Genomic DNA, 23,252 nt, shown 5'->3' with positions numbered 1-23,252 from the left:
CCTTATGCGTGGGCTGATGCTCCCTAGAATGAAATACCTACCCTTGAAAGGGGGCTGGGGGTGAGGTCGCGGTGATGCCCGGATTATGGTATTCAACCGCATCAACCCGCCCTGCTTTTCTAATTTCCCTCGCTCCCCGCCCGGCTACAACCCGAAATCGGGCCACCGCAGCAGCGCCATCGCCACCAGCGCGAGGTCGATCAGCAACCCGACGCCGCCCTGGTTATCAAGCCGCCGCGCCGTGCCGTCCCACAGCGCGAGGTACACCGCCGCGGAAAAAACACCGGCCCCCACCGTAACCGGACGCCACCAGTCTTGCCCTGCCAGCAGCGCGATCCCCGCCGCTGCGAATCCAAGCGCCGCCACGCCCAGCGCGACGCTCGCCCCGGTGCGCAGACTCCCCACGCCGACACTGCGCGAAAGCCACGCGCCGTCCGGCCATACCATGCCCGGTTGCAGCTCGAATACGCGCTGGCTCTGGCCGAGATACAGCAGGTGCACGACGCCGTGCAGCACCAAGAAGATGCCGAACAAAGCCCTGATCATCGCCGTTTCCTCCTAAACTAATTTCTGGGAATATGGAAGCGGTCGGGATGAATCGTGGTCCTGTTCTTCCAGCATAAACGGCCAGCGCGGGCGCGGAAAAGTGAACAAGGGCACTGTGCAGCGTGAGGAAACACAGGTTAGCGAAGCCGGGCGCAAACGCAGCGCGGCCCCGTTCACCCGAACGAAGGCGAAATGGGGCAGCGATCGATGCGCCTGGAATTTCAAATCCGAAGAAATAGAAAGGCAGGGCGGCTTTATACCCCACCCTGCCTGTTGTCTTGCTAAAAACTGACCGCTGCCGTTCTTACGCGGGCGGATCGGCAAAAATCTCGTGGATGTTGCCCTCAGGATCGGCAAAAAACGCGGTGCGCTGGCCCCACGGCATCAGCGCCGGACCCTTGACCGGTGTCGCGCCCTGCTCGACCAGCGCGGCATAGGTCGCGTCCACCTCGTCGTACGTCGCGCAGGGGAACGCCAGCTCGAACGACTGCCCGCTGCGCGGCACGTCGAACGACGGATCGCCCGTGGCCTGCTGCATGATCGAGCGCGAGCACAGCGAAAACCGCACGCCCTCGTGCGCGAACTCGACGTAACCCGGATTGGCCTCGTCAACTTCCCCTTGCGGTTTGAACCCCAGCACGTCGCGGTAAAAATGAAGCATCAATGGCGTGTCGTCGGTCAGAACGGTGATCAGAGCAATTTTCGGTTGCATTACTGTCCCTCCGCAGCCTGATCGGATGATGCGTTGAGCGTCACGGACGCGAACACGGGCGCGCCGGAATAAGCCAGCAGCCGCGCGCTGTCCTGCCCGTTGAGCAGCATATACAGCAGCGGGCCGGGCCACGCCTCGTACTGCGTCGTGGGATCGGCTCCGGCCTGGAAGATTTCGGCCACGGGCACGCTGCTGGAAATCACGCTGAAGACCACGCCGCTGCCATCCGGGATCGGCGCGATACGCCCGATCGCGCGGCCTTCCCCGCGCCACAGGTCGGTCTTTTCGCCGCTCGCCACATCGACGCGGGCCAGTCCCAGCTCGTATACGCCCACCTGCACCGGCCAGAAGCCGAAAATCTGCTGGCCGCGCTCCTCGTCCGCCGCCTTATCGAACAGCGTGCCGTCTGTGAGGCGCGTGGTCGAGTAATAGAGGCTCGCCCCGTCCGGCGACCACGCGAGCTGGCTGGCGTCCGCGCCCACGCTCAGATCGGTGCGCGCGCCGCTCGCCATGTCGATGATCGCCAGCCCCTGCGGGCCGCGTCCGGCAAAGCGTGCCCGGTCCGGCGACAGCACGCCGCTGTGCATATCCGCGAAGCGCGCGTCGATCGTGCCGTCCGCGAGGTTGAGGTAGCCCACGCCGCCGTCACAGCGCGTGGAGATCAAAAACTGCTGGTCGGAGATCCACACCAGCGTATTCGCCATGCCCTGCGGCCCGCTTTCCTCAAAGTACGGGCGGTCGGCGGGATCGGAATAGCCGGTGGGGCAGCCGCCGCCAAACGCGAACTGTCCCAGCGTGCGCGGCTCGCCGCCCGTCGCAGCGACCGCCATCAGGTCGAACAGCGCCGCGCCGGTGGCGTCAGTCGTGCCCGTCGCCACCGTATAGGCGATCTCCTGGCTGTCCGCGCGCCACGCGGGCGGGAACGTCGCGTCCACGTTGACCGCGATCTTACGCGGCGAGACGCCTTGCGCCGCGTCCAGCACGCGAAGCTGCCCGGCGGTCACGTCCACGAACGACAGTGTCAGGCCGTCCGGTGAAAAGTCCAGGTAGCGCCGGTCCTGCGTCGGGACGCTGGTGATGCTGCGCCCGGGGATATCGTTCAGCGCGCCCAGGAACACGTCGCCCAAAAACAGGTGCGCCATCGGCAGCGCGGGCATTTGCTCCGCCAGCGCCGCGTCGCCCGATGACTGGGCGGGCGTCAGCGTGCCCTCGCCCGGCTTGAACTGGGTCAGCATATCCATGAACGGCTGGTCCCACTGCGCGAAGTCCGCATCGGAGGCCCACTGCTCGATTGTGTACGCGCTGCCATAGCGCACGAACGCCGCCAGCCGGTGCTGCTGCGTGACGCTCTCGCACGGCGTCTGGTACGCGGTCCAGCGTCCGTATGTCCCGGCGGTCTGCCGCGCCGTGATGTCATCCGTCGCGCCGAGTTCGGCCAGCCGCTCGTTGATCATCTCGTCGGGTGTGATGCCGCTCGCCACCCGCCCCAGCACGCGCAGACGCATGCCCGGCTGGTCGCACGCCAGTGTTTGCTGCGGTCCAAACACGACCTCGGTTTCGTCCTCGTTGGGGAAACTCAGCCACGCTTCGGGCACGAGCAGGCTGTACGTCGCGGCCTTGTACGTGGACAGGATCACGTCCGACGTGGCGCTGACCGCGCTGCACAGCACGACCTGCGAGGCATCCAGATTGCTGTGCACTTCATAGCGCACCATGTTATCGAACAGGAAGAACCATTCGTAGCCGTTGATGACGCCCTCGACGATCGGCGTGCCTTCCGGGGCCGGGCAGCCCATCGACGAATCCGGCCAGCTTGTGCCGGAATACGTGAACGACACCAGCGTCATATTCGGCTTGTTCAGGGTGCGTTTCAGCCACTGCTCGGCCTTCCCGCGTGTGACCTCATCCTGCTGTGCGCTGGCTGCGGGCAGTCCCACGCCAACCAGCATCAATCCAACCAGCAGCGCGGCCAGCCAGCGGCTCGCGCCCCACTTCCACGGACGTTCCATTCCTGCTCCTAAAAGGTGATTGGCGCTTACAAATGCCAAGCATACCGCCAAGCACGGCGGGTGTCGAGACGCCCCGCCCCGTACGGCGGTCATGCGCAGGGCAAGCAGTGCCCAAAACCGTTGGCGGTAGAGCGTTGTGGGCTGTTCAGTGAAATGCCGGGGTCGCTTGACACCGCGCGCCAGGATCGAGCGTCGTAGGGGATAGGCTTGCCCCACCTAGTTTTGTGCTCCGCGGTCGGAGTAATGCTCTTTAACGTTAAATCCGGGAAAACCAGGGCGGGTTAAAAACCCGCCCTTACAAAATCCCGTTGGCGCTGCCCGTCTCCCCTCTCCAACTTGATTGGAGAGGGGCCGGGGGTGAGGTTTCTACACTCAGTTCGTAACGGACTCTAGCCCTTTGACCCTGCCTCTACTAACAACTTTAAACTTCAAACTAAAAACTGCTTTTCAACTGACGTCCAGCCCCAGCGCGTACGCACCGCGCGGCCCGCCGGGACGCCCGAAGATCACCAGCTTATACGATCCCGTCTGCGTCAGCGTATACACCAGCGTCACCGTGCCGCTGTCGCTCGCCATCCCAACACCCTGCGCCAACGTGCGCCCCTCAACATCGAGCAGTTCCACGACGTGCGCGGCGTTCCCCGCGACGGTGAACTGCACCATTGCCATCACGTCCTGGCCCTGCTCCGCGCTGAAGGTCCAGACGTGCGCCTCCTTCTCCAGCATGTTCCCGGTCGCCACGTCGCCCTTCGGCGCGGACTTGATCTGCGTGATGGTGTAATCGACCGGGGCCGCGCCCGCGTCTTTCAGCGTGACCGTGCCATACGTCTCGTCGGAGTGCGTGTCGAGGCCGACCGTTTCCCCGACCTCGGTCACCGCGTCGTTCAGCCACGTCAGGCCCATCACCGACGACACCAGCGCCGCGCCGCCGAACGCAAACGCGGCCAGCCCCGCCACCAGCACGACGTTCCAGACCCAGCGGTGACTGGACGGCCCGCTGTGCACGGTCGGGGCGCGCTTGGCGGCGGGCTTATCCGCCAGCACGAGTTCGGGATGCAAACGGCTGAGGCGCGCCCCCATCACGCGGGCGGCCTGATGCTCGGGATTCAGCCGCAGCACCTGATCCAGCGCCACGCGCACGTCCGGCGGCGTGGGCGCGGCGTGCGCGGCCAGCCACCACGCGTCGATGTTATCGCGCTCCGACGCCAGCACCGGCATGATCAGCGCGCGTGCGCCGTCCCGGTCCCCGGCTTTGATCAGGAGATACGCGCGTCGTAAAGCGCTTTCCGTCGCCTGGTCCATGTGTTTAATCCGTCTACCCCATTTTTTCAGCCTCAGTATAGCAGATCCACGGCGGGCCGCGCGTTCAGGTAGTGTCTGAAACTGTCTGTGCCGCCCGGCGATTGGCCTGCGCGCGCCATTCGACGCTCATCAAGCGCTCATGCAGCGAGGCGCAGCTTTGTTATAATGGAAACACGCGGAGACACACGGAGAATGAACTGATGATCAGATATCGCGCGCTTGCGTTGCTTGCCGGACTGGTTCTCTTGGCCGGTCTGGGGGTTGGTCCCTTCACTGCACACGCTCAAAACTCAACCGACCTCTCGCAGTCCTATACCTGGGAGTCGTACAGCACCACCGTCCTGTTCCCAGATACCTGGGTTGCGGTGGCTTCCGGCAATGTGATCAGCGTGCACCCGGCGGATCTGGACGTCAGCGATGGGCACGGGCCGGAACTGGTATTGTTCGCCCTGCCCGGTTCCACGGCGGCCCAGTTGGACGACGCCGCGGCGACCTATGCCGCCAGCATCAGCGGCAAGACCGGCGCGATCAAGTCCGGCATGGTAGATGACTACCCCAGCCGGAGCTTCACCTTCGTCCAGACCAACCCGTCGGCCTCCGGTGGCGTAACCCTCGTAGCGCTCGATGACGGCACGACCATCGGCATCGCCTACATTGTCTCCAGCGGCGACGCATCGACCTACCTGCCCATGATCCAGGCTATCAGCCGCAGCGTGACGTTCGGCGCGGCGTCCTCCACCCAGGATGCGACGCCCGTGCCGTTCAACCAGGACTCCACCGCGCGCGCGATGGAAACCTATGCGGAAAGCACCTACGGCTACACGCTCGACTATCCCACCGATTGGGTGATGGAACCGGGCGACACTCCCGGCGAGCTGACGCTTTCCCCGGCGGACGCGGATCTCAGCGCGGGCAACGGGCCGGAATTTGTGGTGATCGCCCTTCTGTCGCCGCCCAGCAGCGACATCGACGAAGTGCTCGATCTGATCGTCGGCAGCCGTCCCGGCACGTTCAGCACGCCCGAATCGGGCACGGTCAGCGGCTACGAGACGCGGCTGGTCACGTACACCGATGCCGAGCGCGACCCGGCCCAGAGCGGCGGCGTCTACCTGATCAAGATCGATCCCGACACGTTCCTCGCGGCGGGCTACCGCGCGCCGGAAGCGGACTTCGACACCTACGCTCCCGACTTCGACGCGATCCGCGACAGCATCCACTTCCCCGGCAGCGCCTCCACCGGCGCGCCCGTGACGACCGGCATCTCGCAGAGTGTCGCGTCCGTCCAGCTTGAGCAGCGCTTCTCGTGGGCCGAAGGCGGCCTCACGATGTACCTGCCCGCCGGGTGGCAGATCGACACCGGCCAGGACGCGGGCGAGGACTATTTCAGCGCCACGCCGCCCCTGGATCTGGAAAACGGCGCGTTCGATTTCCAGTTCGTTCAAGGCTCGACCTTCCCGCTCAAGGGCTGGAACGATCTGCGCGAAGTGGCCGCCGATCTCGCCAGCGAATACGGCAGCGACGCCCCGACGATCCTTGACATCACCGTCGCGGGCCATCCCGCCGTGCTGTATGACGTGGTCGATGAAAGCGACGCGCCCGCCGTCTACCTGCGCTACATCGTGATCGACCTGCAAAACAATTCCGAGGGCCTGTTCATCAACATCGGCGCAGATGTGGACCAGTGGGAGGCCTTCCGGCCCACGGCGGACTCGATGCTCGCCAGCATCGAGCGCCTGGACGATGACCTGTCGCGCTTCTTCTCGCGCACCACCACGTCCGCCCTGCACCCGCTGCGCGCCGACGCCTACTGGACCGGCCCCGGCACGCCCGTGCCCGCTCGTCAGAGTGGCGACGCCACGCCCTACACCTGGGAAGAATACGGCGTGACGGCGGCGCTGCCGGAAGGCTGGACCGCGGTTTCCGGCGGGCAGGACTTCGATCTGGCGTTCGTCTCGCCCGAAGCCCGTGCGAATGGGGACGGCGCGTTCATCATGATCAACTACATCGCCACGCTCGGCCCCGGCATCACGCTCGATGCGGCGCTGGCCTCGGTTGGCGAGCAGGTCGGCGCGGACGTCGAGCCGTACACGCTGGCCGGGAACGATGGCTTCGCCGTGAACTTCACCGAAGCCGACACGTCCGCGGTCCATCACCTGATCCTGGCCCCCTACGGCAGCATCGGGGAAAGCATGTACTTCCAGACCACCGCGCCCGAAGACAGCGACGACGCGGTGCAGTCGATCCTCGACAGCCTGACTTTCGACCCGCCCCTGCCCGACTACGCGCTCGTGGACGAGGCGTGGCAGCAGAGCCTTGCCGACAGCGGCGAGCTGATCTACGGCGACCCGGATGCGCCCGCGCGCATGATGGAATTCCTCGAAATGTCCTGCCCGCACTGCGCGGACTACTCGCTGGACGTGAACCGCCTGATCGCGCTCGAAGTCGAGCCGGGCAACCTTCAGTTCCACCTGACGCCGATGGTCTTCAACGGCAACGAAGGCACGTCCGGTCTGGCGACACAGGCGCTCTACTGCGCGGCGGAACAGGGCAAAGGCTACACGGCCTATGAAGCGCTGTATGCCAGCTACCGCGAGCTGACCTATACCGTCGCCTACACCCGCGACCAGATCGCGGAGACGCTGGGCGACGAAGCGCTCGGCATCGACGTCGAGGCGCTCAATGCCTGCCTCGACGCGGGCACGTACGAGGCTTTGCTTGGCACGAATAACACCCGCGCCAACGATTACGGCGTCACCGGCACACCGGCGGTGCTGTTCGCGGCGGGCGATGAAGACTTCCAGTTCCTGGAGCTGCCCGACGGCAGCACCTGGACCGGCGGCGTGCCGATCCCGATCGTGCGTGTGGTAGTCGATCAGGTCAAGAACGGCACGAGCGTCTCCGACCTGTTCACGAACGTCTCGCCGACCGCCACCGAAACTCCTTCCGACGCCACGGAAGCCGCACCCGGCGCGGCGGAAGCGGCCACCGAAGACGCGACCAGCATGGAGACGTCCTCCGGCTCCGGCGCGCGCGATGTGCTGATCAGCGCGGAGCAGCAGGCCACCGAAGAAGCGGAGACGCCGGTCGTAGTCGAACCGGCCACCCTCACGCCCGCCCCTGCAACGGAAGAAGCCGCGTCCGCAGCCAGCGGATCGTCCGACGACGGTGCGGCCACTTCATCCACGGATGAGGACAATGGCGGCAATACGGCCACCATCGCCGCCGTCGTGGGTGGCGTCCTGCTCCTGGCGTTGGTCGGGATCGGCTTCACGATGGTGTCGCGGCGGAACAGTTCGATCGCCTCGAACCCATCCGGCGCGGGCTCGTCCTACGCCGAAGACGACACGCTCGACGTCTCCGACGACGACACGCTGTAACGACACGCACACATGGGGGACGGGCAAAAATCCCGTCCCCCTCTACCTGCCCCGCTCGCCGCTCGGATTGCAGAGGACCGGGGCACCGTTCCGTCCGCCCAATTTAGATTTTTGTTGCCTGCCCATGCCGATCCACGCCGCACACCCCACTACCGCCACCACCATCACCGCCAGCCTCGCAGGGGCGTCGCTGGTCGTTTCGCCGTCCTTTGGCGAAAGCTACAGCTTCGACCGCGCCGGTCGGCTGCTGGGCCTGTTTGTGAACGGGCGCAGCTACCAGCGCACGCTCGATCACCGGCTGCTGGAACGCGGCGGGCCGGAAGCCCGGCGGCGCGAGCTGCCTCCCGACGAAGCCGCCGCCCTGCTCGATGCCGTCTTCGCGCATCTGGCGGATCTGGCGTCCGTCGCGGCCCGGCTCGACCTGCCCGCCAACGATCGTCTGCTGCTGTGGGAAGCCCTGGCAAAAATTCTGGCGTTTGGCCCGGATCGTCTGGCCGAGGATGGCAGCGCCTACCGCGGGCTGTACCGCCCGGTGAGCATCCTCCCGCCCGACCAGTACCTCGCGCTGGTGCTGCAAGCCACCGAGGGCTGCTCGTGGAATCGCTGCACGTTTTGCGGCCTCTACCGCGACCGCACCTTCCTCATTCACAGCCCGGCCTCGTTCCGCGCCCACTGTGAAGGCGTGCGCGACTTCTTCGGGGAGGGGTTGAGCCTGCGGCGCGGCATTTTCCTGGCCGACGCCAACGCGCTGATCATTCCCCAGCCGCGTCTGCGCGCCCTGCTGGAAACGGCGCAGGCCGTCTTCGGCACGCCCGACGCGCCGCGCCCGGTCTTTTCGTTCGTGAGCGCTTTCGACGTGGGCCGTAAGTCCGCTGCCGACTGGACCGAGCTGCGCGCGCTGGGCCTGGAACGCGCCTATATCGGCCTGGAAACCGGCGACGACGATTTGCTGCGCTTCCTGAACAAGCCCGGCACGGCGCGGGATGCGGTCGAGGCAGTGCGCGCCCTGCGCGCGGGCGGCGTGAGCGCGGGCGTGATCCTGATGGCGGGCATCGGGGGGGATCGCTTCGCGGCGGCGCACGTCGAGCACTCCGTGGAGGCCGTGCGCGCGATGGATCTCGGCCCCGGCGATCTCATGTACCTGTCGCGCTACGTGCCTGCGCCCGGCACGGAATACCCGGCCCTCGCCGCCGAGGCGGGCATCCGTCCCCTGGCGGACGCGGACGTCGCGGCGCAGCTTGCCGCGCTGCAATACGCCCTGCGCGCCGCGCTGCCCGGCGTCAAGGTCGCGCCCTATCAGGTAGACGGCTTCGCGTTGTAAAAAAACAGCAGCTAAGTGAATCCTCGAAATGATCTGGCAAAAAGCACCTCACCCGCACTATAAGCCAGATCTTTTTGATAGCCCGCTTGGCCGTTAGTTTTTAGTGATTGCAGAGGCCCAAAGCAGGACTGTCGCAGGCATCCGTTCCCCGTTTCCCCTGCTTTTACTAGCGACTCACACCTGAAAACTAACGACTGCCGCTTGCCTGCAAAACAAAAATCGCCCCCAGGGGTAAGGGGGCGATCCGTGCGATATGACGATTATTTGAGTCTTCTTAAAAACGTGCGTCTTCCGGCCAACCAGATACTGGGACGTTGGCCCCGGTCCCTCGAACCGGCGAACAGGTCTCTGGCCGTTTCCGGTCAGGCCTCGGCAGATTGAACGTTCAGGACTGCGCACTCGCCACTGGCTTAAGCGCCATATGCTGCGCCGTTCACGACCAGGAAGTCGTGGGCGTTCCAGGGATCGTGTGAGCCGCAGTGATCTGCCGGATGCTGCGCGGTTCGTCACGTTGGTTCATGACTCCAGGGTAGCACACCTTGATCGGCGTTGGCAACTGAATCGTGGGAACTTAAGACGGGAAGTATGAGTCCCCGCGAGGGGCGCGCAGGCGGGCATGCTGCGCGCCCCTCGCAGCATGCTGTTTACCGGTACCGGGACGTGCGCTCGCCCATCGAATCGCTGGCCCCGTGCGTGCCGTCGTACACCTTGATGTAGCTCAAAACCTGCCCGGCCCCGGCGCGCACGCATTCCAGATGCGCCTCGCGCGCCACCGCCCACGCCGCGTCGAACGGCCCTTCGATCGTCGTCTCCATCGGCCCGACCTCGTACTTCAGGCCGCTGTCCATGATCACGCGGATCGCGCGGTCCACCACGGCGTAAGCGTCGTCCACCAGCGGCACGACCTGAATAGCGATATTCACGGTACGGTTTTCGTCCACGAGCGTTCCTCCTCTATCGACAACGGCAGCGAGTTCCACGACTCGCCGGTCACGGTACAATCATAACAACCCGCGCTCAAGGAGGCACGATGACCGATCCGATCACGATCCACGAGGGGCTGGCGATTTACGCCGACGGCAGCGGCGATCCGGTGCTGCTGATGCCCTATCCCCACAGTTTTACGCGCGTCCCGGCGGCGGAAGGCACGCTCGCCTCGATCCTGCACGAAATGGGCCGCCGCGTGATCAGCTTCGATCCGCCCGGCGCGTACCGCTCCACGCGCCCCGCCCGCGTCGATCTGTCCGAGATGCTCGACTGTGCGTGCGAAGCGCTCGACGCGAGCGGCGTTTCCGGCCCCATCGACGTGATCGGCCACAGCATGAGCAGCCTGTGCAGCCTCGCGCTGGCATTGGAACACCCCGACCGCGTGCGGCGGCTGGCCCTGATCGGCTCGATGTCCGGCTATCCCGCCCTACGGCGGCACAACGCCATCCCGTACCGGTGGGGATGGAGCGATCCGCGTTTCTGGCGCATGGCGGCGCTCGGCCTGCGGCTGCGGCGCGGCGGCGCAACCCTGGCCGATCACAACCGGCTCCAACGCCTGATGGCGGAAGTCTCGTACCGTAACATCTCCCTGATCCCGCCCCTGCCCGCCGGCGAGGACGCCGAGCACCAGCCCGCCCCGATCCGCTCGCGCTGGGCGCGGACCAGCCGCCGCCTCGATTTTCGCGCGCGCCTGGGGGAAGTCCGCGTGCCTACCTGGATCGCCGTGGGCCGCTACGATCCGCAAACCCCGGTCGGGTGCAGCATCGAGTTGGCGAAAAAGATCTCCGGCGCGGATCTGGTCATTTTCGAGCGCAGCGGCCACGCCCCCTTCGCGGAGGAACGCGAGCGCTTCACGGCGGCGCTGGCCGCGTTCTGGTCGGCCACGGCAACCCGTTGAACCGATCCGCAACTCCCGGCCCGGCTTACGCGTATAGAGTAGTGTAAGCAGTCATCTATGGGAGGAACAAACCATGGCACAGCAAAATACCGGCTCACTGATTGGCCGTGCTTTCATGATCATTCTGGCAGTCTTCATCGCGCTGGTCGCGGTGTCACTCGTCGTCGCCCTGCTCAAGATGCTCGCCAGTCTGTTGTTCGTGGTCGGTGTCATCGTCGGCGCGATGTACGTCTACCACAGGCTGCGCGGCTGACCAGTCCGGTCGCTGCCATAACACACCGATGCACGACAAAGGGGACGCGGCGCGTCTCCTTTTTGTTTGCCCCGCCACCCCATACGCACCGGGGCGTATGCGATACGCCCCTACAAATTCCCGCCGGACCCTGCCTGTCTCCCCTCTCCACGCGACCGTCTTTCCGCTTGGCAACCCGTCCCGGTTCAGCCCTATAATCTCCGTACGAATCGACGTATTGGACGCAGAAACTAAGACTGGGAGTGTAAGTATGGCAACTCGTACACAACGGAGCAGCACGACCCAACCATTCGCGGAGTCACCCATCGGCCAGATCTTGCTGGTCGGCCTGGGGATCGTTATGCTGCTGCGCCTCGCGTCGGTGCTGCGCGCCGTTTCGGGCGTCGTGCTGGCGATTTTGGGCGTCTTCAACGCGCTCTTTGGCGTGCTGTTGAGCATCCTCGCGCTGTTGAAAGAAGCGTTCCCGCTGCCCATGTTTGTGGGCCTGGGTGTGGCTCTGGGCTACCTGTATAACAAGGATCGGAACGAGCGCCTGAACGGCTAGCCGTCCGCCGCATCACCGCGCGGTTCGCTGCCGCCGCGCAGCGAGTACAACGGGGTGAAGACGGGCGCATCCGTGTGCGGATCGCGCCCGATCACGCCCTCCACCTGGAACACCTCGCGCAGCATCCCCTCCGTCAGCACGGTGTCCGGCGCGCCCGCCGCGTATACACTGCCCTCGTGAATGGCGATCAACCGGTGGCTGAAGCGCGCCGCCTGATTCAGATCGTGCAGCACCATGGCGATGCTCAGCCCGTCCTCGGCGTTGAGCTTGCGCAGCAGCGCCATCACTTCGAGCTGGTGGCTGATGTCCAGAAACGTCGTCGGCTCGTCCAGCAGCAGGATCTCCGGCTCCTGCGCCAGCGCCAGCGCGATCCACGCCCGCTGACGCTCCCCGCCCGAAAGCGTGCCCAGCCGCCGGTCGGCCAGATCCGTCAGCCCCGCCGAGTCCAACGCCCACCCGATCACGTCGCGGTCGTGCAGATTCGACGCGCGCCACCACGCCTGCCGCGCGAAGCGCCCGCGCTGCACCAGATCCCGCACGGTCAGATCCCCCGGCGCGATGGGATGCTGCGGCAGAATCGCCAACTCCTGCGCCACTTTCCGCGTCGAAAGGCGGTGGATCGCCGCCCCGTTGAGGTACACCGCGCCGCCGCGCGGCCTGAGGATGCGCGCCATCGCGCGCAGAATTGTGCTCTTGCCGGACCCATTCGGCCCGACCAGCGTCACGATCTCCCCGCGCTGTACGTCCAGGTGCAGATCGCGCACCACTGCTTCGCCGCGCCGGTAGCCGAGTTCGAGCTTTTCCGCGCGCAAAATGATCGTTTCGGACTGCCCGTTTACCATTGCGACCGCCTCGCTCGTACCAGCCACAGGAACAGCGGCCCGCCGATCACCGCCGTCAATATGCCCACCGGGAACTCGATCCCGGTCTGGCCCAGCAGCGCCGGGAGCGTAAACCGCGCCGCCGTATCCGCCGCCACCATCAGCGCCGCACCCAACAACGCGCTGGCCGGGATCAGGTAGCGATAATCGGAGCCGACCAGCAGCCGCGCGAGATAAGGGACCAGCAGCCCCACGAACGCGACCAGTCCCGCCACCGCGACCGAGCTGCCCGCCAGCACCGCCGCCACCGCCGCCATCAAAAAGCGCGTCTGCTCAACCCGCAGCCCCAGCCCCTGCGCGAGTTCGTCGCCCAGCGCCAGCACGTTCGCGCGCCGGGCGAGCGCCAGCGCACCGATCAGCCCGACCACGGTGTACGGCCACATCAGGTCGAAATCGTCCCACGCCGCCGTATACAGCCCGCCGACCAGCCATTGAAACACGGCCTGCGCGCCGACCGTCACCGTCATGGCGACCACCGTCGTGGTGAACGCGTTCATCGTCGCGGTCACGGCCACGCCTGCCAGCGCCAGCCGCACCGTCGACGCGCCGGATCGATCCCACGCGACCGCGTACACCACCAACGCACCGATCAGCGCGCCGACGAATGCGGCAGCGGGAACCGCCCCCGCGGGCACGTCCGTTTGCAGCAGCACGACCGCTGCCGCCAGCCCGCCGCCCGCCGACACGCCCAGCACGTACGGATCGCCCAGCGGCGACCGCACGACGCCTTGCAGCATCACGCCCGACACGGACAGGTTGAGGCCCACCAGCGCGCCGACCAGCGCGCGCGGCAGGCGCACTTCGCGCACGATGATCAGCACCGACTTTTTGACGTCCGCGTCATCGCGCAGCGCCGCGATCACTTGATCCACCGGGATGCTCTGTGTACCAACGGTCAGCGCGTAGATCATCGCCGCCGCCAGCAGCAGCCCGCAGCCCGCGATCAGTGCCAGCCGCACGAGCCGCTGCCGCTCGCGCGCTGCAAGGTCACGGGAGGCCGGAGAGGCCGTACCAACGCTCAATGTCATACCGCCTTGTGGGGAAACCACCGCCGCGCGGGGGCATATACCAAAACATGCAGGGGCACATCAGGCACACCCCTGCATCTAAGCATAACAAATTCGAGTTGGGTCTGCCGGGTCTGCTATCCGGCGGACTCGGTCGCGGCAGGTTCGGCCATCGGCATACCGCCGCCGTAGAGGATACCGCGCAGCTGCATCAGGGCATCAACCACGCGCGGCCCCGGCGATTCGAGGAACAGGCGGTTATCCAGTTCGTACACGTGGCCGTTCTGCACGGCGCTCAGCGACGACCACACCGAGTCGGCGGCGATCTCTTCGGGGATCGGGGTCGCGCCCGGCGCGCCGCGCGTGATGGTCAGAATGAAGTCGGGATCGGCGTCCAGCACCTGCTCGACGCTCAACTGCGCGTAGCCGGGGAACGGGCCCGCGTCGGGCTGATCGTCGCCCACCACCGTGCCGCCCAGCATGGTCACCATGCCGCCCAGGTACGTCGAGGCCTTACCGTAGTTCGGCGTAGACAGCGTGCCCACGATGATCAGCACGCTCGGGCCGTCAGCCGGCGCGCTGTCCTGCACCAGCGTCAGCAGCGAATCGTACGTGTGCGCCAGATATTCCGCCGATGTGTCGTGATAGGTCGCCTGCCCCACCAGCCGGATTACTGCCGGAACATCGCTAGGCGTCTGGATCAACACGATCACTGTCGGCGCGATCGCTTCGAGCTGGTCCAGAATCTGCGCATTGAGATCGGCGCTGCCGATGATCAGATCCGGCTCCAGCGCGGCCAGGGCTTCGAGGTCCGGCTGGTAGCCCGTGCCGAAGGTCGGCAGGGATGCCGCCGCTTCGGGATAGTCGATACCGGCGGTCGCGCCAACCGGCGTGACGCCAATCGCGTACAGCACTTCGGTGATCGAAGCGCTCATGCCGACGATGCGCTGGGGCGCGCTGTCAATCGTGACTTCGCGGCCCATCACATCCGTCACCGTGCGCGATTCATCGCCCTGCGCCCATGCCGACGGGGCAGCAGCGCCAAGCACGAGCGCCACGGCCAGCACGCCAATGACGAAACGAAGCAGCGTGTGTGACTTCATGTATAAATCTCCTTAGTACGAGACTCTCAAAAAACCAGGTGGGACATTCAAGATTGTAAGAAAAGTTTTGAGAGATTGACAACGTGAAATTCTGATCAAATCTCCTTAAAACTATACTTAACTCTTCCCCTCGCCGCGAGTATGAGTACAAACTAATAACTTGGGCCAGAACCTGCTAAATCCTGTAGGGTGTGGCATAATGGGATCATCGAACATCCAGGCCAATGAGGCGCGCATGAGCGTTTCGCCCGATCGCACTCCAACCGACGACCTCGACGCCCGCATTACGCGCGCATTTTCCGGGGCCGGACACCGCCTGACCGCCCAGCGCCAGATGCTGATCGATCTGCTGCGCGCGCACGGCGGCTTTCTGGATGCCGAGGAATTGTTCGATCTGGCCCAACTGCGCGGGGCGACGCTCAGCCTTGCGACGGTCTACCGCACGCTGGCGCTGTTCAAGCAGCTCGATCTGGTCGAGGGGCGCATCGTGGGCGACGGCCACGACCGCGAGCAGTACCGCCTGCGCTCCGTGCACCAGCACTATTCCCTGACCTGCCGCCGCTGCGGCGCGATCGTGCCCGTCGAGCCGGACATCGTGGACGACTTCCGCCGTCAGGTCACTGCCGAATTGGGCGTGACGGTTCTCTCGGCGCACTCGTGTTTCGTCGGCTACTGCGCCGACTGCACCGCCGCCCTCGCCGCCGGGGATGACGACTAGCCCGGCACCGCTCGACCTCCACTCTGCCCTGTCGTTCCCTAGACCTCGCCGTTACAGGGGCCGGTCTGTGACGTTGCTTCGTCCTGCTCTCAACCAGAAGATTTGTAATCCCACACGCATTCCGTGAAGCCCCGTCGAGAGAAAAACAGAACAATGTGCTTTTCGTAGGGGCGATGCAAGCATCGCCCGTTAAGAGAAAAAACGGGTAGAGCAAGCTCTACCCCTACGAACTCAGGGCCGTGCCTGTCTCCCCTCTCCAATCAAGTTGGAGAGGGGCCGGGGGTGAGGTGGCCTTTGCTGACGACCGCCGCTGCCTCCCCCGTCCACAGCGCGCCCCACACAACACACGGCCCGATCCATATCAGATCGGGCCGTGTGAAATTCACCTGAGCGGGCCGCAGAGCCGGTCAGCGTTCCAGCCTATTGGAACACCTTGTAGGAGATCCATACCGTCTGGTCCTGGCGGTTCTCCACACGCGCCACGGCACGCGCGCCCTCCGCCGTGATCACGCCGAGCACCGTGCCGGGCTGCACCTGGTTGGATCCGATTCCGACGCTGTTGTTGATGGTCGCGTCGGTGATGTCGTTCGGGGACGCGGCCTCATACGTCACGCCCAGCACGCCCATTCGCGCGCCGTTTTCCATGGCGATGTTATAGCCGTCCCACGTAAAATCCACCGTGCCGCCGTACAGATCGAACTGCGTCCCGGCGGCCAACTGGATGTTCACCTGCTCGGCCAGCGTCGCCGCGCTGGACTGCACCGTCTGCGCGAACGTGTTGTTCGTCTCGTTCGCTTCGGCGATCTCGTTGTTCAGGTCGGCGGTCACCACCATCTGCGCGGTTCCCGTGCCCACCACCGTGCTCGAAAGCTGGATCTGGCCGCTCTGGCCGCTCGCCAGCCCTTCGATGTAGCCGCTGATATAGTTCACCTGATCGAATGTCAGGCCCACGGCGAAGCGTCCCGCCGCGCCGCCGCCCACGTTGCGGACGGAGACCGTCGCGGTGAACGGCTGGTTCGGGATCGGCTGCGACGGGTTCAGCACGACGCTTTCCACCAGCAGATCGGCCAGACTGCCTTCCGCCGGGGGCACGGTCACGGCAGGCGTGGGCGTCGCGGGCGACTGCAGGATCGGGATCGAACCGAGGTCGCCGGTCACGTTGGCGAATTCCGCCTTGATCCAGCCGATGCCGCCCTGGTAGTTGATCACCAGCCAGCTGTAGTCGGCCACCGCGCCCAGAATTTCCAGCAAATCGCCCTGCTGCACTTCCCCGATCTGGTCGAAGTTGAAGCCCGGGCCGGACCGCACGTTCAGCGCCGTGGTCGTCACGACCGCGTACGCGCCTTCGCCAACCTCAGGGTTCGGCGTGGTCACCGGCGCGACCGGCGTCTCCACGATCGGCGCTTCCTGGTCCAGTGCGACCGGCTGGCCGTCGATGTACTGCGCCAGCACCGTCAGGCCGCCCCACGGCCCTAGCTCGTAGATCATCGCCTTGTGAATCAAGTCGCCGTTGCCGTACGCGCTCGGATTGAGCGTGCCCTGTACCAGCGATTGCGGCGCGCCCCCGGCCAGCGCGGCCAGAATTTCTTCCGGCGTGACGCCGCCGTTCACGATGGCAGCGCGCAGCACCCACACGCCGTCATACGTCGCCACGGCCAGCGGACCCGGCACTTCACCGAACGCGCTCACGTAATCGCGCAGGAAGATCTGCGACGGGCCGCTCGCGTACGAATAGCCCCACGACGTCACGCCGAGCATGCCGTCCGCCACCGCGTCGGGCAGATCGTTGCCGCGCGCGGCTTCGTCCGCCAGCCGGTAAGCAAACTGCCCGGTCCAGCCGCCGTCACGCAGTTGGCGCAGCAGGCTGGCCGCGTACTGCGGCGGGCCCCACATCACGATCGCCTCGGGATTCAGGTCACCCAGGTCGATCACGGCGTCATCCAGCCCGGCCCCGCCGGGAATTTGCACCTGCGTCGCGGGTTCCAGGTCGTCGCCCATCGCGCCCGCGAAGTTCACCAGCGCCTCGGTCGATTCCACGTCCGCCTGCACCAATGCGATCGAGGTCAGTCCTAGTTCCTGCACCATGTACGCCGCCAGCGCTTCGCTGTAGATACGCTCAGGCGCGCGCAGCCGGAACAACTGGCCTTCCAGGTCGCCCGTAGTCAGGGAATTACCGGTCGCTGCCGTCAGCACGGGCAGGCGTGTATCGACCAGCGTGGTAGTCGTCACCTCGTCGAAACTTTCGTTGTCGTTCGGCCCGAAGATTGCCACCACGTCCTGCTGGGCGAGATCTTCAACCGCCTCGTCGAGCGCGGCCATCGACAGCATCTCCGGCGCAGGCGTCACCATCTCCAGCCGGTACGACGTCCCGTCCGGCGCGGTGATGCCGCCCGCCGAGTTAATCTGGCTGATTGCAAGCTGGATGCCCTGGGCTGCTTCGTCGCCTACCTCACCGAGATAACCTACCCGTATGACGGCCTCATCCTGGGCCGTCGGCGCGGCCAGGGCGAGCGGCGCGAACAGCCCGGCGACCAGCGCCAGGGCCACCACGAGGCCCAACCCGTACCACTGCCGGAATAAAACTCTTCCCCTCATTTTTGCTTCGCGTTCCATTCAGTCCTCCTGAAGCTCTTGGTAGGCTCAACTCAGCGTGGCTCTAATTGTAGATGAAACACCGGGACGGTGCACGAGAAGCGTGTCATAGCCCGATTATATAAAACCTTCACCCGGATTGTACACCTGACCTTCGGTAGGGGGCACGCGCGGCGGTGCTTCACCACCCGCCCAAAAGTGACCACCCTATCGTACGAAACCGTTACGGATTTCAGTTTTTTGCGCTTGTGGAAAGCACGGAATCATGCGAGAATGCGATACGCATGGGGGATTGGGGTACTAATAGATGCCTGAACTGTGAGGAGCTGCTGCGCATCGCCGCTTCAGTGTTCGGCTCGGGTATTGAGGAGCAACAACATGAACTACCAGCATCAAACCCTACACCACCTCATCGTCCGTGCACTTAAGCGTAATACCTTCACAGCCAACGAAGCGATCCGGGTCGTCGTGCGGGGCCAAAACGTGATCCTTCAGGGCTCGGTCAGCCATCCCGATCTGATCCCCGAAGCGGTCGCCACCGTCGAATCGGTCGCCTCATTCCTGCACGTCTACAGCCAACTGCGCGTCAGCAGCCCCGCGCCCGCCTGATCGCGTTGCACTTGCTCAACCACAGCCATAACACACAGAGGGCGCGGTGTTCGACCGGCCCTCTGTTTTTTTCGCTCACGCTCCGCTTCTGTACAACACCCCACTATCCCGCACAGCCGGCCAAAAGAGTTTTGAGCCTGCTGCTGCGGCCACTCGTCAACAGCCCAGTTCCCATAAAAAACGTCAGGCCCTGTGTATCCTGGTCGGACAAGACGAGATCGACCATCGCTTCCCAGTCGTCATCTGGCAGCGCGGCCCATCCCTCCTCCGTCGTTGACAGAACAAAGGGAACGAGCTTCCTGGGCGCGTGTTCTCTCATGCTCTCAAGAATGCTGGAAATCCATGCCAGCGGCTGGTGCACGATCGCGTGGTACGTCATGGGCAGGACGAAATCAACGAGCGGCGCGAGGTCGGAGAGGCGCTGTCCAAGAATGGGTTCTAGCACATCCGGTAACGCAGGGATCGGGCACAACCCGATGGGAAACGCCGCACCTTTCACAGCCCGAATCTCGTCCACCAACTGGCGAACGAGGCTGGTAATCACATCGCACTTGAAATCCGTCCATTCCTGAGTGTGGTGCGCTAAAATCCAGGCCGCTTGCTGGCCAGGATCCGGGCAGGAGGCAGGCAGCGTGATGCCTGTCGTGGACTGAAAGCGCCGTAGGGTCTGCGGGTCAAACGAAGTCTGGACCGGATGGGGCGTGTCGGGACGGAGTTCGTATTCCCAGAACAGCGGCCAACGGATGAAATTCAACAGAATGCCATCCATCGGGTAAGTTCTCACCCACTCGCTGACCGTGCTGCGCAGTTCGGCATTATACATTTCATCGGTCGGAATGATGCCCGCGTTATACCAACTGCGAACGGGATACCGCGCGCCGGTCTGATCGATCGGGTACAGTTCCGGGCGCTGTTGAAGCGCGCCGGGGTTAAAAAAGCAGTTTAGGCCGCCGAAGAATTGTAATCCCGCCCGGTGCGCGCTGCTGATCAAAGCCTCACTGTAGATATTGGCCTCCGATTCGACCATAAACGTATTGATGCCCGCCTGAGCAAGCGCGTCCATGTGCTGCTGCAGCCGGTCTCGATCCCAGGCTTGCCAGACAAATGGCAGATCCATCGCACCGATAAGCATATTTAGTTCATCCTTTTGAGCTGCGGCCCGCCCCTGGAGTTGATCGATCGTGGTCGGTAGATACCACGACACTCGCATCAACCATGACCTGATTCAAACTATAAATGAAATCCTGAAAAGAATATGCAAAAAAACTCACCTCCGGCCCCACTCCAATCAACTTGGAAGCGGGTCGGAGGTGCAGTGTTTTTGCTTGTAGCTAACGGCTAACCGCTGCCCGCTTTCCACCCCTACCGGTCGCCGGAAGTTTCCTCGCCCGGCGTCAGCGCGGCGGGCTGCGTGTCCTTCCCCCGCGACGATTCGATCTGATACGCGACCACCATGATGAACAGCACGGCGATGATCGCGGTGATGTCGAAGTTGATATCGCGTGACACCAGCCCCTCGGCGCGATCCGCCGCGTACTTGAACGCCAGTGCGACCGCCGTGTTCTGCACGATCTTGCCCGTCACCATCGGCAGCACGATCTTCTGCCACGGGTACTTGACCATCGCCAGCGGCACGATCACCGCCAGATCGGGGATCGGGACCGCCGACACGAACCACAACAGCAGCGGAATCACGTGGGGCCGCCGCGAGATGCTGTCGTGCGTCCAGCGGAACAACGCGCTTTTTTCGAGATCGTCCACGTGCGAGACGATGGTATGCGCGATCGCGTACGACAGCGCCTCCCCAAGCCCGGAGCCGATGCCCGTCGCCACGCCGAGCGCGATCACGTCCACCGGCGAGGTCATATACACGACCAGCGGCAGCATGGGCAGCGTATAGGGCACGATGATCACCAGCGTCGTGTTTGACAGCAGCCCGATGATGAACATGCCCACCAGTCCATATTCGGACAGGAAGTCCATACCCTCGTTGACTTTGCCCTCGATGGGATCAAAAACGTTGCGCGACGCCAACCACCCCAGCACGACCAGCAGCGCCAGGGTAAGCAAGATGTACTTGATTTCAATCCGGTAGCGATGCAGCAGCTTGCCTAGCAATAGAGTGCCTTCCAGTCTGGGCGGCGTAAAAGTCGGCGCGTCCACCACCTGAAGAAGTGGTACAGCATACTATACGTAAAACGACCCCAGGAGGTTCGCGGTGGGGTCAGAGGTACTGCCACCTGGAGGTCCACCGCCACGACGGCCTTAAGCTGCGCGATCAGAGCCGGGTCGCTGCTGAAGATGTTCAGCTCCTTCTGCGTCAGGCCCTCTAGCTCGATCATATTGAACGATCCGAAGCTCGCCCACTGATCGTCCACCACGATCAGCTTGGCGTGCGTCATGCCGCCGCTGCCGCGGTAGCCGTAGATGCGCACGTTGGGGTGATCCAGGCGGCGGCGCAGCTTGCGCACCCAGATCCGGTACATCAGCTTGTTGCTGTGTGCGGGCTGGATGATCGTTACCCCCACCCCGCGCTCGGCGGCAGCCCGCAGCGCCGCCTCGACGTGATCGCCCAGCAAATACGGCGACTCGATCACCACCGAATGCCGCGCCCGCCCTATCATGTCTAACACTTCTTCGAAGATCGAGTAACGCCCGGCGCACTGGTTGAGCACGAAATCGCCGCCCGGCCTGCGCTCGGTGAACGGGATCGTCGCGCCGTCCCACGTCGAAAGGAAGTCGCGCGCCAGATCCGCCGCCAGCGGCCCCTCCATGCGCACCATGAAGTCGTGCCACGCGTAGTTGTGGTCGGAAATATTGATCCCGCCCACATACGCGATCCGCTCGTCCAGCACCACCATCTTTTTGTGATTGCGGTAGAGCATGTACTGCTTGAACGCGCCGGGCGGTGCGGTCCGCTTCACGCCGACGCCCTCCGCGCGCAGCCGCTCGAACAATCCCTGCGTCCGCGCCAGCTCGCGCTGCACCTCGCCCCGGCGGTGCACCAGGATCGGGTACACGTCGCTCAGAATCACATCCGAATAACCGTCCACCATCAGTCGCACATCCAGCCCGGCGGCGGCTTTTTCCGCCAGCAGCGCCGAAAACGCCTCGCCGCTGGTATCCCCTTCGTACGTCATAAACTGCGCGTACAGGCTGCGCGTGCAGCCGTCCAGATCCGCATACAGCGCATCCATAAACGCCTGCGCGCCGACCAGTACCCGGAATACATTTTCGCCGCGCGGCGGACATTCCGGCGCGCGGGAATCGATCGAATGGTTGGTAAGGGTCACGTGATTATCCTGTCGTGAGGGTGATGCGACACGATGCGGGTCGACACAAAAGTCCGGTTATTGGTGAAACCTGACCCCGGCCCCTGGAGGTAAGCTCCCGCCCAACGCGGTCTTGTAGGGGCGGGGTTGATGCTTTTTAACTTTTGAATTCGGACACAACCAGGGCGGGTTAGAAACCCGCCCCTACGGACTCCCGTCGACTGCCTGTCTCCCCTCTCCAACTTGATTGGAGAGGGGTCGGGGGTGAGGTCGCGGTGATGACCGGATTCATTTATTAAACTGCATCAACCCGACCTTGCTTTTCAACGTCTCCGAATGTCAACATTAAAGCGCCGCCCCGCCGCCTACCGCGACACGAACGGATTGTCCGCGATCCAGAACCGCCACGGCATGCTGAGCCACGGCTCCACGACGCTGCCCAACCCGATGCGCGGCCCGGTCCGCATCTGCTCGTCCGGCACGGGCGATCCCGCCTCGATCCACAGCCCGCCGCCTTGATCCGTCAGGTCGAGGCCGTTTTGGTCCCGCGCCACCGCGAGCGCCTTCGCCAGCCGCGCCGGGCCGCTGGTCCATTCGCGGGGCGGACGTCCGGGCCGGTTCGCGGCCATGATCGTCTGCCCTTCCTGCGGATCGATCGCCCGCAGCAGTACCGCCGCGGGCTGATCCTCCGGCTCGCAGACCGCGTTCAGCAGCCAGTGCATGCCGTAGGTGAAATACACGTAGGCGTGCCCCGGCGCGCCGTACATGACCGTGTTGCGCGGCGTGCGGCGCTTGCGCCCGTGCGACGCCATATCGTCCAGCCCGGTATACGCTTCCGTCTCGACGATCAGTCCGCTCACGCGCTGCCCGTCGATTTCGCGCACCAGCAGCGCGCCCAACAGCTCCCGCGCGACGGTCGTCGCCGGGCGGGTGTAAAACTCACGCGTCAAAATCGGCATGGTATCTCGTCATCCCTCATGTGCCACAAGGTGTGCGTGATTTTCAAATCCGGACAAAACCAGGGCAGGTTAGAAACCCGCCCCTACAAACCCCGTTGGGCGGCTTATCTCCCCTCTCCAATCAAGTTCTGGGAGAACGACACTTTTGAGCATAATCGTTTG

20 protein-coding genes are annotated in these 23,252 nt (G+C 64.6%); 7 read left to right on the top strand and 13 right to left on the bottom strand.

Annotated elements, in window-relative coordinates; genetic code table 11:
- Positions 1–144: 144 nt before the first annotated feature.
- From V7116_RS18540 to V7116_RS18525, 4 genes are all read right to left on the bottom strand, one after another.
- Positions 145–546, bottom strand: coding sequence for a hypothetical protein (locus V7116_RS18540; protein WP_324393454.1), 402 nt, complete (start codon positions 544–546; stop codon positions 145–147).
- A 304-nt stretch (positions 547–850) separates the two neighbouring features.
- On the bottom strand, positions 851–1,258 hold the full coding sequence (locus tag V7116_RS18535) for a VOC family protein (RefSeq protein ID WP_324393453.1): 408 nt from the start codon (positions 1,256–1,258) through the stop codon (positions 851–853).
- The gene (locus V7116_RS18530) at positions 1,258–3,267 is read right to left on the bottom strand and encodes a WD40 repeat domain-containing protein (protein WP_324393452.1); all 2,010 of its coding nucleotides are present in this window, start codon (positions 3,265–3,267) and stop codon (positions 1,258–1,260) included. Before V7116_RS18530 ends, V7116_RS18535 begins: the two co-directional genes overlap by 1 nt.
- A 447-nt stretch (positions 3,268–3,714) precedes the next feature.
- Positions 3,715–4,569: a hypothetical protein gene (locus tag V7116_RS18525; protein WP_324393451.1), complete on the bottom strand. Its 855-nt coding sequence runs from the start codon at positions 4,567–4,569 to the stop codon at positions 3,715–3,717.
- Positions 4,570–4,769: 200 nt separating this feature from the next.
- On the opposite strand from V7116_RS18525, the gene V7116_RS18520 reads away from it, so the two are divergent.
- Positions 4,770–7,946: a thioredoxin domain-containing protein gene (locus tag V7116_RS18520; protein WP_324393450.1), complete on the top strand. Its 3,177-nt coding sequence runs from the start codon at positions 4,770–4,772 to the stop codon at positions 7,944–7,946.
- A gap of 124 nt (positions 7,947–8,070) precedes the next feature.
- Positions 8,071–9,267, top strand: a complete 1,197-nt coding sequence (locus V7116_RS18515) for a radical SAM protein (protein ID WP_324393449.1) — start codon at positions 8,071–8,073, stop codon at positions 9,265–9,267.
- Positions 9,268–9,911: 644 nt separating this feature from the next.
- Here the strand turns inward: V7116_RS18515 and V7116_RS18510 are convergent.
- Complete coding sequence (locus V7116_RS18510; RefSeq protein ID WP_324393448.1) at positions 9,912–10,208, bottom strand: thiamine-binding protein; 297 nt, start codon at positions 10,206–10,208, stop codon at positions 9,912–9,914.
- An 89-nt stretch (positions 10,209–10,297) separates the two neighbouring features.
- Between V7116_RS18510 and V7116_RS18505 the strand changes: the two genes are divergently transcribed.
- The 3 genes from V7116_RS18505 (at position 10,298) to V7116_RS18495 (ending at position 11,949) form a co-directional block, all read left to right on the top strand.
- Complete coding sequence (locus tag V7116_RS18505) at positions 10,298–11,152, top strand: alpha/beta fold hydrolase (RefSeq protein ID WP_324393447.1); 855 nt, start codon at positions 10,298–10,300, stop codon at positions 11,150–11,152.
- Between the two features lie 73 nt (positions 11,153–11,225).
- Entirely contained in the window at positions 11,226–11,405 is a 180-nt protein-coding gene (locus V7116_RS18500) for a hypothetical protein (RefSeq protein WP_324393446.1), read from the top strand.
- Between the two features lie 250 nt (positions 11,406–11,655).
- The gene (locus V7116_RS18495) at positions 11,656–11,949 is read left to right on the top strand and encodes a hypothetical protein (RefSeq protein ID WP_324393445.1); all 294 of its coding nucleotides are present in this window, start codon (positions 11,656–11,658) and stop codon (positions 11,947–11,949) included.
- Here the strand turns inward: V7116_RS18495 and V7116_RS18490 are convergent.
- The 3 genes from V7116_RS18490 to V7116_RS18480 all read right to left on the bottom strand — a co-directional run bounded on the left by V7116_RS18490 (position 11,946) and on the right by V7116_RS18480 (position 14,940).
- Positions 11,946–12,791 carry an ABC transporter ATP-binding protein gene (locus V7116_RS18490; protein WP_324393444.1) on the bottom strand — a complete coding sequence of 282 codons (846 nt, stop codon included), beginning with the start codon at positions 12,789–12,791 and terminating at the stop codon, positions 11,946–11,948. The genes V7116_RS18495 and V7116_RS18490 overlap by 4 nt on opposite strands.
- On the bottom strand, positions 12,785–13,852 hold the full coding sequence (locus V7116_RS18485) for a FecCD family ABC transporter permease (RefSeq protein WP_324393443.1): 1,068 nt from the start codon (positions 13,850–13,852) through the stop codon (positions 12,785–12,787). Before V7116_RS18485 ends, V7116_RS18490 begins: the two co-directional genes overlap by 7 nt.
- 122 nt (positions 13,853–13,974) lie before the next feature.
- Complete coding sequence (locus tag V7116_RS18480) at positions 13,975–14,940, bottom strand: ABC transporter substrate-binding protein (protein ID WP_324393442.1); 966 nt, start codon at positions 14,938–14,940, stop codon at positions 13,975–13,977.
- Between the two features lie 199 nt (positions 14,941–15,139).
- Between V7116_RS18480 and V7116_RS18475 the strand changes: the two genes are divergently transcribed.
- Complete coding sequence (locus V7116_RS18475; RefSeq protein ID WP_324393441.1) at positions 15,140–15,658, top strand: Fur family transcriptional regulator; 519 nt, start codon at positions 15,140–15,142, stop codon at positions 15,656–15,658.
- Between the two features lie 420 nt (positions 15,659–16,078).
- Here the strand turns inward: V7116_RS18475 and V7116_RS18470 are convergent, their stop codons facing one another.
- Positions 16,079–18,271 (bottom strand): ABC transporter substrate-binding protein, encoded by a 2,193-nt coding sequence (locus V7116_RS18470; protein ID WP_324393440.1) that lies wholly within the window; start codon positions 18,269–18,271, stop codon positions 16,079–16,081.
- A 357-nt stretch (positions 18,272–18,628) separates the two neighbouring features.
- Between V7116_RS18470 and V7116_RS18465 the strand changes: the two genes are divergently transcribed.
- Entirely contained in the window at positions 18,629–18,859 is a 231-nt protein-coding gene (locus tag V7116_RS18465; RefSeq protein ID WP_324393439.1) for a BON domain-containing protein, read from the top strand.
- Positions 18,860–18,962: 103 nt separating this feature from the next.
- Here V7116_RS18465 and V7116_RS18460 read toward each other — a convergent pair whose 3' ends face one another.
- From V7116_RS18460 to V7116_RS18445, 4 genes are all read right to left on the bottom strand, one after another.
- A complete protein-coding gene (locus V7116_RS18460; protein WP_324393438.1) occupies positions 18,963–19,991 on the bottom strand; it encodes a hypothetical protein in 1,029 nt (342 codons plus the stop codon).
- A 230-nt stretch (positions 19,992–20,221) separates the two neighbouring features.
- Positions 20,222–20,977, bottom strand: a complete 756-nt coding sequence (locus V7116_RS18455) for a hypothetical protein (RefSeq protein WP_324393437.1) — start codon at positions 20,975–20,977, stop codon at positions 20,222–20,224.
- Positions 20,971–22,152: a phospholipase D-like domain-containing protein gene (locus V7116_RS18450; protein ID WP_324393436.1), complete on the bottom strand. Its 1,182-nt coding sequence runs from the start codon at positions 22,150–22,152 to the stop codon at positions 20,971–20,973. Before V7116_RS18450 ends, V7116_RS18455 begins: the two co-directional genes overlap by 7 nt.
- Before the next feature lie 344 nt (positions 22,153–22,496).
- Complete coding sequence (locus V7116_RS18445; RefSeq protein ID WP_324393435.1) at positions 22,497–23,090, bottom strand: DNA-3-methyladenine glycosylase; 594 nt, start codon at positions 23,088–23,090, stop codon at positions 22,497–22,499.
- Positions 23,091–23,252 lie beyond the last annotated feature (162 nt).

Source organism: Aggregatilinea sp. (genome assembly GCF_036822615.1).
In the GTDB taxonomy this organism is placed as follows: domain Bacteria; phylum Chloroflexota; class Anaerolineae; order Aggregatilineales; family Aggregatilineaceae; genus Aggregatilinea.
The sequence above is the reverse complement of the archived record's forward strand: the minus strand, read 5'-3'. Positions and strand labels throughout refer to the sequence as shown.

Bases quoted from the DNA above. Each gene is read 5' to 3' on its own strand.
- V7116_RS18540 (WP_324393454.1), bottom strand. From the start codon at position 546: ATGATCAGGGCTTTGTTCGGCATCTTCTTGGTGCTGCACGGCGTCGTG.
- V7116_RS18535 (WP_324393453.1), bottom strand. From the start codon at position 1,258: ATGCAACCGAAAATTGCTCTGATCACCGTTCTGACCGACGACACGCCA.
- V7116_RS18530 (WP_324393452.1), bottom strand. From the start codon at position 3,267: ATGGAACGTCCGTGGAAGTGGGGCGCGAGCCGCTGGCTGGCCGCGCTG.
- V7116_RS18525 (WP_324393451.1), bottom strand. From the start codon at position 4,569: ATGGACCAGGCGACGGAAAGCGCTTTACGACGCGCGTATCTCCTGATC.
- V7116_RS18520 (WP_324393450.1), top strand. From the start codon at position 4,770: ATGATCAGATATCGCGCGCTTGCGTTGCTTGCCGGACTGGTTCTCTTG.
- V7116_RS18515 (WP_324393449.1), top strand. From the start codon at position 8,071: ATGCCGATCCACGCCGCACACCCCACTACCGCCACCACCATCACCGCC.
- V7116_RS18505 (WP_324393447.1), top strand. From the start codon at position 10,298: ATGACCGATCCGATCACGATCCACGAGGGGCTGGCGATTTACGCCGAC.
- V7116_RS18500 (WP_324393446.1), top strand. From the start codon at position 11,226: ATGGCACAGCAAAATACCGGCTCACTGATTGGCCGTGCTTTCATGATC.
- V7116_RS18495 (WP_324393445.1), top strand. From the start codon at position 11,656: ATGGCAACTCGTACACAACGGAGCAGCACGACCCAACCATTCGCGGAG.
- V7116_RS18490 (WP_324393444.1), bottom strand. From the start codon at position 12,791: ATGGTAAACGGGCAGTCCGAAACGATCATTTTGCGCGCGGAAAAGCTC.
- V7116_RS18480 (WP_324393442.1), bottom strand. From the start codon at position 14,940: ATGAAGTCACACACGCTGCTTCGTTTCGTCATTGGCGTGCTGGCCGTG.
- V7116_RS18475 (WP_324393441.1), top strand. From the start codon at position 15,140: ATGGGATCATCGAACATCCAGGCCAATGAGGCGCGCATGAGCGTTTCG.
- V7116_RS18470 (WP_324393440.1), bottom strand. From the start codon at position 18,271: ATGGAACGCGAAGCAAAAATGAGGGGAAGAGTTTTATTCCGGCAGTGG.
- V7116_RS18465 (WP_324393439.1), top strand. From the start codon at position 18,629: ATGAACTACCAGCATCAAACCCTACACCACCTCATCGTCCGTGCACTT.
- V7116_RS18460 (WP_324393438.1), bottom strand. From the start codon at position 19,991: ATGCTTATCGGTGCGATGGATCTGCCATTTGTCTGGCAAGCCTGGGAT.
- V7116_RS18445 (WP_324393435.1), bottom strand. From the start codon at position 23,090: ATGCCGATTTTGACGCGTGAGTTTTACACCCGCCCGGCGACGACCGTC.